At 42.7% G+C, this 16186-nt stretch carries 15 protein-coding genes; 13 read left to right on the top strand and 2 right to left on the bottom strand.

Features of this window, described 5'->3' with window-relative positions:
* Positions 1–229: 229 nt before the first annotated feature.
* Positions 230–2410, top strand: a complete 2181-nt coding sequence (locus ACOJUR_RS11915; RefSeq protein ID WP_420950079.1) for a sensor domain-containing diguanylate cyclase — start codon at positions 230–232, stop codon at positions 2408–2410.
* 88 nt (positions 2411–2498) lie between these two features.
* Complete coding sequence (locus ACOJUR_RS11910) at positions 2499–3230, top strand: DUF421 domain-containing protein (RefSeq protein ID WP_238413723.1); 732 nt, start codon at positions 2499–2501, stop codon at positions 3228–3230.
* On the opposite strand, the gene spoVB is transcribed toward ACOJUR_RS11910, so the two are convergent.
* Positions 3192–4775 (bottom strand): stage V sporulation protein B, encoded by a 1584-nt coding sequence (gene spoVB, locus ACOJUR_RS11905; RefSeq protein WP_420950078.1) that lies wholly within the window; start codon positions 4773–4775, stop codon positions 3192–3194. The genes ACOJUR_RS11910 and spoVB overlap by 39 nt on opposite strands.
* Before the next feature lie 192 nt (positions 4776–4967).
* Between spoVB and ACOJUR_RS11900 the strand changes: the two genes are divergently transcribed.
* From ACOJUR_RS11900 to ACOJUR_RS11855, 10 genes are all read left to right on the top strand, one after another.
* Positions 4968–5258 (top strand): post-transcriptional regulator, encoded by a 291-nt coding sequence (locus tag ACOJUR_RS11900; protein WP_165611914.1) that lies wholly within the window; start codon positions 4968–4970, stop codon positions 5256–5258.
* Between the two features lie 66 nt (positions 5259–5324).
* Positions 5325–6587 (top strand): protein translocase subunit SecD, encoded by a 1263-nt coding sequence (gene secD, locus ACOJUR_RS11895; protein WP_072872679.1) that lies wholly within the window; start codon positions 5325–5327, stop codon positions 6585–6587.
* Positions 6584–7492 carry a protein translocase subunit SecF gene (gene secF, locus ACOJUR_RS11890; RefSeq protein ID WP_072872678.1) on the top strand — a complete coding sequence of 303 codons (909 nt, stop codon included), beginning with the start codon at positions 6584–6586 and terminating at the stop codon, positions 7490–7492. Before secD ends, secF begins: the two co-directional genes overlap by 4 nt.
* Positions 7489–8400, top strand: coding sequence for a cation diffusion facilitator family transporter (locus ACOJUR_RS11885; RefSeq protein ID WP_238413661.1), 912 nt, complete (start codon positions 7489–7491; stop codon positions 8398–8400). The genes secF and ACOJUR_RS11885 overlap by 4 nt, the downstream gene beginning before the upstream one ends.
* Complete coding sequence (gene recJ / locus ACOJUR_RS11880; protein WP_420950077.1) at positions 8381–10399, top strand: single-stranded-DNA-specific exonuclease RecJ; 2019 nt, start codon at positions 8381–8383, stop codon at positions 10397–10399. The genes ACOJUR_RS11885 and recJ overlap by 20 nt, the downstream gene beginning before the upstream one ends.
* Before the next feature lie 46 nt (positions 10400–10445).
* A complete protein-coding gene (locus ACOJUR_RS11875; protein WP_072872761.1) occupies positions 10446–10973 on the top strand; it encodes an adenine phosphoribosyltransferase in 528 nt (175 codons plus the stop codon).
* A gap of 57 nt (positions 10974–11030) precedes the next feature.
* Positions 11031–13199: a RelA/SpoT family protein gene (locus tag ACOJUR_RS11870; RefSeq protein WP_203115313.1), complete on the top strand. Its 2169-nt coding sequence runs from the start codon at positions 11031–11033 to the stop codon at positions 13197–13199.
* A gap of 27 nt (positions 13200–13226) precedes the next feature.
* On the top strand, positions 13227–13676 hold the full coding sequence (gene dtd / locus ACOJUR_RS11865) for a D-aminoacyl-tRNA deacylase (protein WP_072872674.1): 450 nt from the start codon (positions 13227–13229) through the stop codon (positions 13674–13676).
* 184 nt (positions 13677–13860) lie between these two features.
* Entirely contained in the window at positions 13861–14016 is a 156-nt protein-coding gene (locus tag ACOJUR_RS11860) for a hypothetical protein (protein WP_420950076.1), read from the top strand.
* Complete coding sequence (locus tag ACOJUR_RS11855) at positions 13976–14551, top strand: NYN domain-containing protein (RefSeq protein ID WP_072872673.1); 576 nt, start codon at positions 13976–13978, stop codon at positions 14549–14551. Before ACOJUR_RS11860 ends, ACOJUR_RS11855 begins: the two co-directional genes overlap by 41 nt.
* A gap of 16 nt (positions 14552–14567) precedes the next feature.
* On the opposite strand, the gene ACOJUR_RS11850 is transcribed toward ACOJUR_RS11855, so the two are convergent.
* Positions 14568–15212 (bottom strand): DedA family protein, encoded by a 645-nt coding sequence (locus tag ACOJUR_RS11850; protein WP_420950075.1) that lies wholly within the window; start codon positions 15210–15212, stop codon positions 14568–14570.
* 173 nt (positions 15213–15385) lie between these two features.
* Here ACOJUR_RS11850 and lgt point away from each other — a divergent pair, with 173 nt between their 5' ends.
* A complete protein-coding gene (gene lgt / locus ACOJUR_RS11845; protein WP_420950074.1) occupies positions 15386–16186 on the top strand; it encodes a prolipoprotein diacylglyceryl transferase in 801 nt (266 codons plus the stop codon).

The following is a 16186-nucleotide window of genomic DNA, read 5'->3' as shown; positions in this document are numbered from 1 at the left end:
AAGTGATCTACAAGTGATCTACAAAACATCTACAAACTCTAATTGAACGCAACATCATGAACTAACTAAAAAACTGCATATATCAAAAATTTTTACAAATCCTGTTCTCTATTGATACTACGCATAGGATATATATAGTACAATAACGTCAATCCCTAATATATTTTCAATCTTACATGTCAAATGTTCTGTTGTAAGATTTGATGGATAGAAAGCAGGTGAATCATCCATGATTCACAAATCACTCAAGCTATTTTCCAGTCTAGCTTGGTTAGTGGGTATAGTGGGTATTCTGATGGCTATTCTTATGAGCGGTAATCTATTTAGGGTAGATCCTCTGCCTTTTTTGGTACTTGTGGTACTCTCTGTTTTTTTGGAGATGTGGCCAGTACAAATGGGAGATGTTCTCTCTTCGTTAATTATGGCTGTACCTCTTGGTATGGTTGCAGCTTTTAACGGGAGTTACGCCATCTGGATACCTGCAGTAGCTTTTTTCATTTCTGCTGTAGCCGTGCAACGACGTTCATCGAGTTGGCACGTGATTGTCTTTAATGTAGGGCAATATTGTCTCTCCAGTCTTGCGCTCGTGAAAGTGTTTCATGCCCTCATGCAAACCAATGAAGCGCCGCGTTCGCTAAATCTTCATGTTGCGTATGCTATGGCCATAGCTGGTATTGTGTTTATTCTGGTGAATCATCTTTTGCTCAATTTGTTGAGCAGCGCGATTCGTAAATTTTCTATTCGTTCAGCTTTGAAAATCATTGGCATTGATATCTTAAATTTAGCATTTGTGTATCCGTTTTCTATTTTTATGGTGCTTCTCCGTCCGCTGGGTAGCTGGCTTACAGTTGTCGCATTGATCCCTCTCGTGGTATTAGCTTATACACTGCGTACCCTGCGCATTTTAAAAGATATGCAAATGGTTCATGAGACAACTATACGTTTGACCAGCGAATTTGACTTGACAGAAATCGGTAAAGAAACTGCCCACGTTATCAAAAAATTATGTAACGCAGATGAAGTCGTTGTGTTTCAACTCAACATGCAGACGAATGTATTGGTTCCAATTGCGGTAAATCCAGAGCATCGCTTTCACAATTATATTGCTGTGGAGGAAAGTTCAACTGGCATCCCGCAAAGTTCTGGTGGTTTGATTTGGAGTGTACTGAATAGCCGTCAGCCTGTTTATGTACCTGATACTCGTAAAGATCAGCGTGTTCGCTGGATTGGTAATGATGGGCAACAGTTATTAAGTATGCTGGTGGTTCCTTTACATAGTCATGGCAAAGCACAGGGCGCTATTGTTCTTTATTCCAAAAGAACGTTCGCCTTTAAAAGTTCAATGGATTATGCTACGGCTCTCGGTGCACAGGTGTCGGTATTGATGGAGAACGCTCGCCTCTATCAAGAATTGAATGAGCGCTCAATTCATGACGAAGCCACTGGGCTTTATAACTACAGATATTTTTATCAACAACTCGAAAAACGTATGGCGTATGCTGTCAGTTCAAAAACTCCTCTATGTGTTTCTATATTAGATATTGATTTCTTTAAAAAATTTAATGATACTTACGGTCATTTGGCTGGAGATGTTGTGCTGCGTGAAGTAGGAAAGAAAATCGAAGAAATTGTTGGAGAATCCGCGCTTGTAGCCAGATATGGAGGCGAAGAATTTGCGCTTGTTTTACCTATGCCTTTGGCCGAAGCTTTTGAACTCATAGAGAAGATTCGTCGCGCTGTTGCAGGAATTGTTGTTGAGTATGGTGATTTTCAATTACAAGGGATTACCGTTTCCATTGGGTTGGCAGCCTATCCGGAACATAGTTCGTACGATCGCGATTTGTTGAGCAAAGCGGATTCAGCGATGTACTGGGGTGCAAAAAAGCGCGGTCGGAATCGTTCAGCTATTTATCTTCCTGAATTTGATAATCCGAATAATATCGATGGTTTAACGGGGCTTTATAAACATCATTTTATCAATATGCGTGTCAGTGAAATGATTGCGCAAGGAATTGTCCGCTGGGGCTTAGTTTGCATTGACATTAAAGATTTTAACTCGGTCAATACTCGGTTTGGATTTTCCACAGGAAATCAGGTACTCTATGATTTTGCTCAAAGGTTGCGCGATACTGTCCGCCACGGGGAATTGGCTTGTCGTTATGGCGGGGATGAATTTCTTCTATTGGTTCCTGACGCACAAATGAATGAAATGGAATCAATTGCTAACCGATTGGAAAATGTATTAACGCACGCTACTTTTGATGTTGCAGGCAATGTGGCTCTTCGATTGAAAATTAGTATGGCTTACCAATATATGAGTTCTCTTCATGAGTCCACTGAATTATTTGACGAAGTGGGTAGACAGTTTGCGCTCATCAGCAGTCATCTTCCTCTGGTGGGGGAGAGGTAAAATCGATTCGATCCCATAAAATCGTTCAGTCTTGCCATGAACTTACCCTTTCTCGGTCATACTAAAGGCTGGGGGGTAGTTTTTTGTGATGATAATGCCGATTTGGTTACTCATTGTACGAGTGGTCATTCTTTATTTTTTTGTTATGATTGCGCTTCGCATTATGGGTAAGCGTGAGATTGGTCAACTTTCAGTTTTTGATTTTGTTGTTTCGGTGATGATTGCTGAAGCATCCACATTGCCTATTGAAGACGGGAAAATTCCTTTATGGCACAGTCTCTTTGCAATTGCCCTTTTGGTGGCTTTGCAAATATCTGTTGCTTTTTTGCAATTATATAGTCATCGGTTTCGGCATTGGGTTGATGGAGAGCCTGCCATATTAATTAAACGTGGAGAAATTAATGATCAAGAAATGAAAAAAACAAGGTATACCATGCACGATTTACTCACACAACTGCGACAAAAAGGATATTTTAGCCCTTCGGATGTAGAGTTTGCCATTCTAGAAACTTCAGGAGAATTATCCGTTTATCCTAAACCGCATGCTCGACCAGTCACTCCAGCGGATTTGAAGGTTATAGGAGCAGAAGGCGGTGTACCTGTACCACTTGTAGTGGATGGACAAATAGTGGACAAGTCTTTGCAAACCTTATGTGTTGATGCCTCATGGGTGAAACAGGAATTAAAAAAAAGGGGTTTTTCGAAATTGGAAGAAGTCTTTTTTGCTGAGATTATGCAAGATGGCACTTGGTATATTGATGCTGCTTATTCCCAGGTCCCCTTAGACAGAAAAGGGAACCCAGGAGACTATCGTAGCTAATAATTGACCGATTTTTGGCAAACGTTTTACATTGTCGGTAGTGACAACACGCATGCCGCAAAGTAGAAGAAAATAGAGCAAAAATCCAGCAAATATCGCTAGCCAGAGCTTTCCGCCGACAGCGGTTGTGGTTCTTTTAGTGATGATTTCTAAGAATCCGTAAATGATCAACGAAGCGAAAATGGTTTTGAGCAAACTTTCTAGTCGCACTGGAAAACCAATTCTCCTGCCGACGCTGATCATATGCAGAATGGTGGTTACTACAATGGAAATGGTAACTGCGTATGCAACACCCATAATATTGAGATGGGGTTGACGAGCTAGAAAATAGATCATTCCGAGCCGTAAAATGCCCCCTATAATCGAGTTTCGCATAGCAATTCCAGCGTGATCGAGACCTTGTAAAATTCCGGTTAAGGGGGCTTGTAGATACAAAAAGAATCCAGCTGGTGCCATGACAGCAAGAATTTTTCCAACTTCTGCTTGGTGATAGATAGAAGCGCATAACGGTGTTGCAAACAACGCCAGCATGACAGAAGACGGAAAACCAACAATAGCAGTGGCTAAGAAACTTTGTGAAAGGCGCACGCGAACTCGTCTTAAATTTGAACCAGCAATAGCTTCGGAGACATTGGGGACTAAATTGGTTGCCAATGACCAAGTGAATACGGTAGGAAATAACAAGAGTGGAATAGCCATTCCGCTGTATTCCCCATATGCTGAGGTTGCTGCATGTGTTGTCATGCCTGCTTTCAAGAGTGCCCGGGTTACCAAAATAGGTTCCAAGGCAAAGATTGCCGAGGAAATGAGTCGACTTAATGTGACAGGAGCGGCAATTGCCGCCAATGAGCGCAGTGTTTGACGGACAGTCTCGCTGCTTCTGGCAGGAGCGTTTGGTAAAATTTGATTGATTCTTGCTCTTTTTTTCTGCTGAAAGATGAGATAGAGCAATCCTGACAATTCTCCGAATACCATTCCCATCATGGCTGCTGCAGCAGCAAATGGCAGGGAGAAACGAATAAAATAAGCAGCCAGTCCCCAAATGGTTAAAATACGAACAGTTTGTTCAATGATGGAGGCTACTGCAGTAGGAGTCATATCTTGAATTCCCTGGAAGTAACCGCGATAGATCGTTGCTATAGCAATGATGCTGACAATAGGAATCATGGCTAAATAAGATGGGTAAGCACGTGGGTCGGATAGCCAATGATGGAGTATGAAGTGTCTGGCAAACCACATGATGGCAGTAAAAATAATAGCCAGCACACCGATAACCCAGGAACTGACACGAATGATGCGTAAAATCCGAACGCGATCGCCCGCTGCTACAGCTTCAGCAACAAGTTTGGAAATGGCTATGGGCAAACCAGCGGTTACAAAGGTAAGGACCAGATTAAGCAACGGAAAAACGAGCTGAAAGAGGCCCATTCCAGATGCACCAATGAGACGCGTAAGAAAGATTCGATAGACGAATCCCATAATACGTGTCACCAAACTAGCTGCCATAAGCACGAGTGCGCCGTGCACAAATGTTTGGCGTTTCATGTTGTCGGCCTCCTTTGGCCTGCCCATGGAACGGTCGTTCATAGACAGAATATCGATACAAGCGTATGCCTGTCTGTTGACGGTTAGTCCAAGTGAATGTTCAGATGATTTGTTTGGTAGGAAATTTCACGGGAACGGAGAATCTAGCTGTGTGATAGCCTTTAGAAAATGGTCAGGATGGAGGTACAATGGGTGAATGAACAGGATGTGGATAGAGATGATTTTACAGCAGAAATTCAGTCCATTTGTCAAGTGAAGGTAGAGGAATTTACAGCCCTTGGCTATGAAAGTGTAAAAGTCAGAGATATTTGGCGTTGTGCAAAATGGCTGACGCGAGGAACGAATCGCCTGTATGCCTTGGTAGATGCTATTTTATCTATGCGCATAGACCAATTTATGAATTTTCAAATGGCGAATGCCTATCGAGGCATGTTGGATGAAAATGACGAAGAACACAACGAATCAAATAAACCGATGGTTTGACGATATTTAACAACCGCCATTATACTAAGGTCTGGAACTTTTGGCTCATCGCGAGGAGGACAAGCAATGAAATGGAGCCGTTTTGGCTCGTTTCTGCTGATTGCTGTAATAATTATTGGCCTGGCAGCAGGAACAACCATGAAACTGTGGCGGCAGATTCCACTTGGACTTGATTTAAAAGGTGGCATCAGTCTGCTCTATAAGATTGAACCTGTCAATAATGAACCACTGACACAAGCAGGTATTGAAGCAGCTTTACAAGCGGTGGAAACGAGAGTGAATTCTCTCGGTGTCAGTTCACCGCAAATTAATCTGGAAAACGGCAATGAAATTAGTGTCCAATTGGCGGGAGCTTTCAACCAGGCTCAGGCTGAGCAAATTATTGGCGAGACAGCAGTTTTGCAGATTTATGGAAACATTAAAATGGGCAAGGACAATAAGCCCGTTCCGGTGCCGGGGACGTTGCTCATCACTGGTAGAGATATGGAAAGCAATGCTACAGCCGGATTGGATAGCACAACAGGTCAACCTGTTGTAGACGTAACCTTTAAAAATAAAGCGTTATGGGCTAAAATTACTAAAGAATATCTTGGAAAAACAGTTTATACTTTCTTGAACGGAAACTTGATACAATCGGCAACCGTACAGAGTGTCATTGAAAACGGTCAAACACAAATTTCTGGTGTTGGAAGTATGCAACAAGCGCAACAATTGGCTAAAGAATTAAATGCAGGTTCACTTCCATATCCCTTAAAACAGATTGCCTCAACAAATGTGGGACCGCAATTGGGGGCTGCCTCTTTACGAGCAACCTTATATGCAGGCTTAGTTGCTATTGTCCTTATCTTCCTCTTCATGATTGCGATTTACCGGTTGGCTGGTCTGATTGCTGACATTGCGATTATTGCTTACGCTTATCTGACTTTACTTGTATTTGCTGGATTCCCAATTACTTTGACGCTACCCGGACTCGCGGCGTTGATACTTGGGATGGGTATTGCAGTCGACGCCAATATTATTACGTATGAGCGGATTAAAGATGAAGTGAGAAATGGTAGAAGTTTACAATCGGCTACCATTGCGGGTAGCAAGCGTGCTTTACGGACCATTCTCGACTCCAATGCAACAACTTTCATAGCAGGTCTTGTGATGTTCTGGTTCGGTCAAGGAGATGTTCGTGGTTTTGCCATTGCCTTAATGGTCAGTATCATTGTATCGCTATTAACGGCTGTTTTCTTGTCACGTACCATGTTGTTGCAATTGACAAAATCCAACCTCTTTAGAAACCCTGCTTGGTACGGCGCGCGCAAAGGAGGCGCTGGAAAATGAATGTGAAGTTTGATATTGTCCGCCGGCGCGCTTGGTTTTTTACGCTTTCTTCGTTGATTACAGTTGCAGGACTGATTGTGTTTCTCGTCTCCGGATTTAATCTTGGCACGGATTTTAAAGCTGGCTCGCAGGTGCAAATTCAATTGAATGAAAAAGTTCATACGGCAAAAGTGGATGAATGGCTGTCAGATGCTGGTCTACCGGTCGCTTCAAGCAATGTTACTGTAGCTGGCTTAAATGGAGAAACAGCGATTATTCGTTTTCCAGAGGTACTGACAAACCAGCAAATTAATACTCTTACGAATGACGTCACAAAAGTTTTTCCCAATGCTTTGCAGCCCCAAGTGAATACAGTCGATCCGTTTGTTGCCAATCAAACCTCTCGAAAAGCTGTTTGGGCTGTTTTACTGGCCTCGCTCTTTATAGTCATATATGTTGCGATTCGCTTTGAATATCGTTTTGCTCTTGCTGGAATTGTGGCTTTGCTGCATGATGCTTTTATAGTCATGTCAGTCTTTGCTTTATTTCGCGTAGAAGTTAATTTGACTTTTGTAGCGGCAGTTTTAACCATTGTTGGATATTCGATTAATGATACCATCGTTATCTTCGACCGAATCCGTGAGAACATGAAATTAACTCCGCCTAAAAGCTACGAAGAATTACAAGATCTGGTTAATCAAAGCCTTTGGCAGACTATGACTCGTTCGATTAATACGGTAGCGACTGTCTTAATAGCAGCGCTCATGTTGTTCTTCTTTGGTGGGCAGTCGATTCATGATTTTACGCTCGCGTTAATCGTAGGCTTGATAAGTGGTGCCTATAGCTCCATCTTTATTGCTGCACCACTTTGGGTCGTATGGCGAGGACGGAGTTATATTCGTAAGACACAGGTGGAATCTGCTTGAGTGGGACTACAGCAAGAATAGCGTGGATCAATACCCTGCTCAATATCTTGTTGACCTTTGGTAAAGGTATAGTTGGAGTCATTACAGGTAATGAAGCCATCATCGCCGACGCTGTTCATTCAGGTGCAGATGTAGTTGGCAGTGTAGCAGTCGTAGTAGGCTTGCGAATTGCTCGTAAACCGCCCGATGATGATCATCCGTATGGTCACGGAAAAGCGGAGTTAATTGCAGCTTCCATTGTTGCGGGCTTTTTGATAGCCGCTGCTTTGGAGGTTGCCTACTCCTCTTTGCGTTCCCTCTTTTTCCCTCCTATTCAACCAGATTGGTTAGCTGCTTGGACAGCGTTTATCTCCATGCTCGTTAAAGAAGCGATGTTCCAAGTCAATATCCGTATAGCTAAGAAAAAACGAAGTCAAAGTCTGATGGCCAGCGCTTATGACAATCGCTCCGATGTCTATTCATCTCTGGCCGCTCTGTTGGGTATTCTCCTTTCACTGTTGGGCCGCTATCTTCATTGGGTCTGGCTGATGCAAATGGATGGAGTGGCAGGAGCAGTTGTCGCGATTTTAGTTGTCAAAATGGCTTTGAAAATCGCTCGTGACTCCTTACAACCTTTAATGGATCGCGTGGTTCTTGAGGATGCCGATTTAACACCTTATCGGGAGTCGATAGAAAATTCAAGTGGGGTCTGCCATATTGACGATTTGCGTGTGCGCGATCACGGTTCATATGTGGTTGTAGATGTTGAGATTAGCGTGGATGCAAATCTCACAGTGGCTGAAGGGCATCAAATTGCCGCCAGTTTGCGTCAATCTATGAAAGCAAATTTTCCACGTATTTTGGATGTATTTGTCCATGTGAACCCGTATGTGGAAGGAGAAGAGGAACATGGACAGACTCATGATTGATGTTTATCAAGAAGTGAATGACAGAGAAGACAAGCTACTTTGGGTCAATAGTTCTGCTGATTCTGAAGAAATAGACAGGATTGCAGAACATTTTTCTGTACCGCATTTGCTCGTCGAACTATTGTGGAAACGTGGATTTCATACTTTATCGGAAATAGCTGAATTTCTTGCTGAATCTCCTTCCTACTCACCACCGGATGATTTTCTGGACATGAATTTAGCTTGTCAAATCATTGCTGAATGTATATCTAGTCATCAACCCATTGTGGTGGTTGGAGATTACGATGTGGACGGCGTAACAGCCTCGACTATACTGACCGATGCTCTAGAACGTCTTGGCGCAAAAGTGGTTTGTTGGATTCCGCATCGTGTAGAAGATGGATACGGTTTGCAAGTTAAGCATGTAGAGAAAGCTGTGCAATTGGAGGCATCGCTGCTTATTACTGTAGACAATGGAATAAGAGCAATAGAAGCTGTGAAAACAGCGAGATTATATCACTTGCCAGTCATTGTTACGGATCATCACGAACACGGTGAGGAACTACCCATAGCTCATGCTATAGTGCATTATATCCGGCATAGAAATGCCATAGTTGCCAAACGATTATCAGGAGCAGGTGTAGCATTAAAATTAGCTGCTGCATTACACAACGGCCATATCGAAAACGAATGGATCGCTTTAGCTTCACTCGGCGCACTTGCGGATGTAATGCCAATGCTTGGAGAGAACCGACGATTGATAAAGGATGGCTTACAGGTACTCTCTCAATGGTCTCATGCGGGTTGGCGTGCACTTCTGCATGTTGCAGGATTACCTGAAGGTGAGTCAATCACTCTCCAACAATTGCTTTGGCGAATGATTCCTCGTCTCAATGCAGCAGGTAGAATGGATTCAGCCGATATTGCATTTCGTTTGTTGCATCGACCAAGTTCAGAAGAAGCGAAGTCACTGGCGGAAACTATAGAGTCATTAAACCGAGAACGAAAGTCTTGGACAGAGATAGCTACCGCTGCGGCCATTGAGCAATACCAAAACCAACTGGAAAATGCTCGGGGCATTGTTGTGTGGGGAGAATGGCCGCTTGGAGTGGTAGGGATTGTGGCTGCTCGTCTTGCGGAAAAATTCCAATCACCAGCTATTGTATTTGCCAATAACGGCCAACATCTCTTGCGCGGATCCGGTCGTTCTTATGGAAATGATTCGCTGCTTGCCATTCTGGAATCCTGTCAGGAAACATTGCACCATTTTGGGGGACATGACTACGCTGTAGGCTGTGCTGTAGAACGCCATCAATTAGAGGCATTTCGGAGACAGTTTCAATCAACTGTAAAAAACCAGGCAAAAGATAGACATGATGTGCATTTCCCACTGACTAGTGATGGAAATCTTATGTTTCGTGAAGCAACGCCTGAACTTGCGCATTGGTTAACAAGGCTCCAACCCTATGGAAACGGTTTTAAATCTTTTTGTTTTTATATGGGACCTGTAGAGTTAATCGACATGCAGTGGATTGGTAAAGAACAGAATCATTTAAGATTTACAGTCCGTGATGAGGAAGCGACAATCGGTCAATGGATTTGGTTTCAAGCTCCTAAAATTTGCAATTCATGGCATACTGGTGATTGTCTGGGGGCTATCGTTGAAATTGTGGAAAATCAATGGCAAGGACAGAAGCGGGTACAAATACACGTTAAAAATGCTTGGCGTCATTTGCACCCTCTTCGTCGACAAGAAATCTCAAAATATTATCATTGGTTTTCTCAACAATCTCAGATTGACAAGCAAAATCTGCATCATTGGCAAAAAAAATTACCGCGTCTAAATCTTCTTATGTCTATCTTTTGCGAATTGGGATTTGCTGTTGAGGATGCGACTGCGTATTATAAGGTGCAAGTAGAGTCTGCTCGAAAAATCCGCGACTCGTTCATTTACCAACAACATCTCATCGAAAATATGGAGATTGTTGCTGATACAAGTAGTCTTTCATCTGCTAGATAATCAGGAAGACATTCGTTACCAAGTTTATGATTTTGGAGAGGGTATTATGCGATTTCGTGAAATGATTCGGGACATCCCTGATTTTCCAAAAAAAGGTATATTGTTTCGGGATATTACGCCTCTATTGGCTAATGGTTTGTTATATCAACAATCGATACAAACTCTGGCTGAGTTTTGCAACCAGTGTCAAGCGCAAATGGTTGTAGGTCCGGAGGCTCGAGGCTATGTCATAGGAGCTCCCCTTGCCGTCGTAACTGGTTGTGGATTTGCGCCTGTAAGAAAAAAAGGGAAATTGCCATATAAAACGAGATCGGCCAGTTATGCACTTGAATATGGAGAGGATACGTTGGAAATTCATGAAGATGCCATCATGCAGGGTCAACGCGTTTTAGTAGCGGATGACTTGTTGGCCACTGGTGGGACAATGAGCGCAACTATTGATTTGGTTCAACAATTAGGCGGTATTGTGGTTGGAGCGGCGTTTTTGATAGAACTAAAAGAACTTGGTGGACGGCAAGTTCTTTTGGACAAAATTCCTCAGTTGCCTATTCAGACATTGGTTCAGTACGATTGAAAGGGACAAATGGCAACGAGTCACCTGTAGACTCGCAAAGCGAGGAGGTTTCGGTGGATGGTAAGCGAAGAACGTTCACTGGACGATCTCTGTCATATTGTGTCGGCGTATAGTGAGGCGGATGAAGTTGAGACGATTCGTCGCGCTTACGAATTAGCGCGTAAAGCCCATGAAGGACAATTTCGCAAATCAGGAGAACCTTACATCACGCACCCGTTGGCGGTTGCAAACATATTAGCTGATTTAAAATTGGATGCAACTACAATTGTGGCGGGCCTGCTTCATGATGTCGTGGAAGACACACAAGTAACAGATGCAGATTTAGTGCAGCATTTTGGTGCGGACGTTGCAGCGCTAGTTGACGGTGTTACGAAACTGAAGCGGATTAAATTTGATTCTCGTGAAGAACAGCAGGCAGAGAATTTACGCAAGATGTTTCTAGCTATGGCACGTGATATTCGTGTACTGATTATTAAATTAGCCGATCGATTGCATAACATGCGCACACTTAAGTATCAACCTCCAGACAAACAGCTGCGTACAGCTCGTGAAACTTTAGAAATTTTTGCACCTCTTGCTCATAGATTGGGGATTTACACGGTTAAATGGGAACTTGAAGATATTGCTTTTCGATATTTAAATCCAGAGCAGTATTACAATATCGTGGAACTGATGGCGCAAAAACGTCAAGAGCGCGAACGATTTATTAATGAAGTGATAGACGTATTAAAACATAAGTTGGACGATCTCGATTTGAATGCTGAAGTTTCCGGACGGGCAAAACATATTTATAGTATCTATCGAAAAATGATTACCCAGAATAAAGAGTTTAACGAGATTTATGATCTGTTTGCTGTACGAGTAACGGTGGAAAGTATCAAGGATTGTTACGGCGTCTTGGGGCTGGTTCATACAATGTGGAAGCCAATGCCAGGCCGTTTTAAAGATTATATTGCCATGCCGAAAGCGAATATGTACCAAAGCCTTCATACAACGGTGATTGGTCCTCGGGGAGAACCGTTGGAAATTCAGATTCGCACATGGGAAATGCATCAGACAGCTGAGTATGGAATTGCGGCTCACTGGGTTTATAAAGAAGGAAGCGCCAGAGCGGAAGGCAAATTTGCTCAAAAATTAGCGTGGTTTCGTGAAGTGTTGGAGTGGCAGCAAGATTTTCGGGATGCTCAAGAATTTATGGAGACCCTTAAGATTGACTTGTTTGCTGACGAAGTGTTTGTTTTTACTCCTAAAGGGGACGTGTTTGATTTACCAGCTGGAAGTGTACCTATTGATTTTGCCTATCGTGTTCATACGGATATTGGCAATCGATGCATTGGAGCGCGTGTTAACGGGAAAATGGTTCCTCTTGACTATCGATTGCGTACTGGTGATATTGTAGAAATTTTGACCGCTAAAACAGGCTATGGTCCGAGCAGAGACTGGCTAAAAATCGTCAAATCTTCACAGGCGAAAAGTAAAATCCGGCAATGGTTCAAACGTGAGAAACGTGAAGAAAATATTGCTCGCGGGCGTGAAGCGATTGAGCGTGAATTAATTCGTCAGAGATTGGACGTCTCCTTATTAAATGGCTCATATTTAACGGATATCCTGCAAAAATTTTCATTTACTCGTGAGGAAGATCTCTATGCCGCAGTGGGCTATGGCGGACTGAGTGCAGGACATGTAGTTTCTCGCATCCTTGAGAAATTTCGTCGTGAACAACAGAGTAAAGATGTGGATTCTCTCACATTGGAGCGAAAAAATCGTGAACTTGTGAGTGAAATGGGAGTTCGAGTTAAAGGAATTGACAATTTGCTGATTCGCTTTGCAAGATGTTGTCATCCTGTACCGGGCGATGAAATTGTCGGTTTTATCACACGTGGTCGCGGAGTATCGGTACATCGTAAAGATTGTCCTAATGTACAACCGTTAGTTGCAGATGGTAATCGCATGCTCGAAGTCGAATGGGCATCAAGCCGAGATTGGTTTTATCATGTAGAACTTGAAGTCACGGCTATGGACAGGCATGGCTTGATTAATGAAATGATGAATGCTATAGCAGAAACCAAAACGGATATTATGGGCGTGAATGCTCGTGTAGACAAGAAAAAAATCGCTCATGTACATTTGGATTTAAGAATACGCAATCTTGATCATTTGCGTTCTGTTTCGGAACGTTTGAAAAGACTCAAAGATACGCTCTCTGTTGAACGTGTTACTCAGTAGAGAATTCAGGCAGGTGAGGAAAATTCAATGCGCATAGTCGTTCAAAGAAGCCGGGAAGCATGGGTGGATGTAAATAAAAATACAGTGGGGAGAATTCCTTTTGGCTTGGTTTTGTTAGTGGGTATTAAATCTGGAGATAGTGCTAAGGATGCAGACTATTTAGCTGAAAAAATTGTACATTTGCGCATATTTGAAGATGATGAGGGAAAAATGAATCGCAGTGTTTTAGATGTGGGCGGCGCTATTTTATCTGTATCACAGTTCACACTCTTTGGTGATGTTCGTAAAGGAAGACGTCCGAATTTTATGGCAGCGGCACAGCCGGATGAAGCCCAATCACTCTGGTTTTATTTTAACGAATTGCTGAAAGAATATGGGCTGCTCGTGGAAACGGGGCAATTCGGAGCCATGATGGATGTGCACCTTTGTAATGACGGTCCTGTCACTTTGTTGCTTGATAGTGAAAAATTATTTTAAAGAAGAGGCTAGGCTGTTGGTTTGTTTGAATGTATCCATGTATCGGGTTGATTTGGGTAAATGATGTCAAACAATTTCCACAACTTCGCCAAGCGTTGACAAGATTCGACTTTGTTCCATATAATAGAGCCATGATAACCTCTACAGTTCAGCAGGGGTAGCTCTAAAATTTGAGCTGCACCTTGTGGGGACTGTAGATTTTATTTTTTTAAGAAGGTATGATGAAGTCACTTTGATTATCATTGTTTTTTATATTAATGATGGGATGTACCAAGGGTGGATAGGAAGGTTGGCGAAAGATGAATCGTTGCGCCGTATTTATGGATGGTGGCTATATTGACAGTATACATAAGGGACTTGGCAGCCCGCAGATTGATTTTGTGCAACTGATTGAACGGACAACAGAAGATTGTCAATTATTAAGAGTATACTATTATAACTGTTTACCCTATCAAACTCAAAATCCGAGTCCAGCAGAAAAGAGTCTCGTCTCAAGTAAGCAAAGATTTTTTGCTGCTGTCAGCAAGCTTCCCTATTTCACAGTCCGTGAAGGAAAACTTGCTTATCGTGGGCAAGATAAAGACGGTCATCCCATACTTGAACAGAAGCGTGTGGATGTGATGTTGGCCACTGATTTGGTCATGCATTCAACGAAACATTTAATTACACATGCCATTTTAATCGCTGGTGACAGTGACTTTATACCTGCAGTTGAAATTGCCAAAAACGAAGGTGTGAGTATTCACTTATTTTCTGTTGGTGGTGTAAGCGCTCGCCCTCATGATGAATTGATTATGGCTTGTGATCGCCATACCATCTTGGCAAAGGAAGAGTATCTATCATTTGAGCGTCAGTCAGGCATTAAAAGTTGCTAGCTAGGGAACAGCTTTGCTATTCTTCCAAGCTCTGAGATTTTTCATTTGTATCAGATTGAACGTGTAGTGATGATTCAATTTTCTTATGAATCAGTCGATAACCATAAATACCTATTCCTATCACAATCAAGGCTGGCAATAAATAAATTTTCCAGTGTAAGCGAACCAGATTCCACAAGAAATCAATAACACTTCCGGCGGCTAGAAATGTAGTCGTCCAAACAATGGATGTAAGAAGAACCGCTGGAATAAAAACTCGCAGGCGAACTTTTTGAATACCGGCAATATAAGGTATAATATCACGCGCCACAGCAATAAAGCGTGATAGGATCAGAGTTGGCAACGTATAACGGCGAAACAGTGCTTCACTTTGCTCAAATCGTTTGGGGGTGATCAAGACATATTTTCCGTATTTCAAAATGACGGGTCTGCCCAGTATTCTGCCAATAGCGTAGGCAATCATCGATCCGCTGAATGTGCCCATTGTGGCTGCTACAATCATCCAGGGCAACTGTAAATGCAGAGCTCCGCTTTTCCATAAGGCACCGCTTGTAGTTAAAGTGGTCTCACCAGGAATAATCAATACCAAATATTCGAGCAACAACATGACGTAAAGAGCAAAGTAGCCGTATGTGTGAAGAAAATAAATAATTTCATGCAAAATTATAAAACCGCCTCTCAGGGTGATTCAAGAACTTTCTATCTCAGTATAGGATGGTTAAGAGATACCCACAATGCGTAAAATCAACAGTTTATAGACAACACGATAGTTGGAGGCTTTCACTCAATATAGTATCATGGGGTAAAGATAATTGTTCGAAAGGAGCTATTTCTTTGCATTCTTATTGGTTCCATATAGGTGCTTTTCCGGTACGCTCTTACAGTACCATTTTTGCTGCAGCATTTTTGCTTGGATTCGGCGTGACATTGTATTTTGTCAAAGCTAAAGGCGAACCGGGTGATGTGGAACATTGGTGGAATCTTGCACCGATTTGTTTGTTGGGCGGAATTATTGGTGCTCGTTTTTGGCAAGTCTTCTTCTTTGATTTCCCGTATTATGCTGCTCATCCTGGACAAATTCCACTTATCTGGCATGGGGGACTGTCGATTCAGGGCGGTATTGTAGGTGCTGTTCTTGCCGCCATGGTTTATCTGAAAAGATATCGATTGAATTTCTGGCGATTTGCCGATCTCGCTGCGCCTGGTATTCTTCTTGGACAGAGCATCGGTCGTGACGCTGATTTTATGAACGGGAGTGCCTATGGGGCACCAACTCACCAAGGATTTGGCATCGTTTTTCCGCCTGGAACTTTAGCTCACGATCAGTATGGAGCACAGCCTCTCTGGCCGGCTGTTATATGGGAAGGACAAGCTGATATTTTCCTTTTTGCCATTTTGTTGATTCTCTGGCAACGTAAAAAAGGGTGGCCACAGGGATTCTCGATTGCTTATTATTTGGTAACCTATAATATTGTACGCTTTTTTATGGAAATGTTGCGTGGTGATTCTCCAAGATATGCTCTTCATTGGGATGCGGCGCAATATACAGCCATACCCATGGTGGTCATTGGATTAGCCATTTGGATTTACGGATTTATGAAAAATCGCAAGCAGAAACAAAATGTCGAAGTCTAG

The sequence above is a fragment of the Alicyclobacillus tolerans genome, from assembly GCF_048984885.1.
GTDB lineage: Bacteria > Bacillota > Bacilli > Alicyclobacillales > Alicyclobacillaceae > Alicyclobacillus_I > Alicyclobacillus_I tolerans.
The sequence above is the reverse complement of the archived record's forward strand: the minus strand, read 5'-3'. Positions and strand labels throughout refer to the sequence as shown.

Coding starts and splice junctions, on each gene's coding strand:
- ACOJUR_RS11915 (WP_420950079.1), top strand. CDS start 230: ATGATTCACAAATCACTCAAGCTATTTTCCAGTCTAGCTTGGTTAGTG.
- ACOJUR_RS11910 (WP_238413723.1), top strand. CDS start 2,499: ATGATAATGCCGATTTGGTTACTCATTGTACGAGTGGTCATTCTTTAT.
- spoVB (WP_420950078.1), bottom strand. CDS start 4,775: ATGAAACGCCAAACATTTGTGCACGGCGCACTCGTGCTTATGGCAGCT.
- secD (WP_072872679.1), top strand. CDS start 5,325: ATGAAATGGAGCCGTTTTGGCTCGTTTCTGCTGATTGCTGTAATAATT.
- secF (WP_072872678.1), top strand. CDS start 6,584: ATGAATGTGAAGTTTGATATTGTCCGCCGGCGCGCTTGGTTTTTTACG.
- recJ (WP_420950077.1), top strand. CDS start 8,381: ATGGACAGACTCATGATTGATGTTTATCAAGAAGTGAATGACAGAGAA.
- ACOJUR_RS11875 (WP_072872761.1), top strand. CDS start 10,446: ATGCGATTTCGTGAAATGATTCGGGACATCCCTGATTTTCCAAAAAAA.
- ACOJUR_RS11870 (WP_203115313.1), top strand. CDS start 11,031: ATGGTAAGCGAAGAACGTTCACTGGACGATCTCTGTCATATTGTGTCG.
- dtd (WP_072872674.1), top strand. CDS start 13,227: ATGCGCATAGTCGTTCAAAGAAGCCGGGAAGCATGGGTGGATGTAAAT.
- ACOJUR_RS11855 (WP_072872673.1), top strand. CDS start 13,976: ATGAATCGTTGCGCCGTATTTATGGATGGTGGCTATATTGACAGTATA.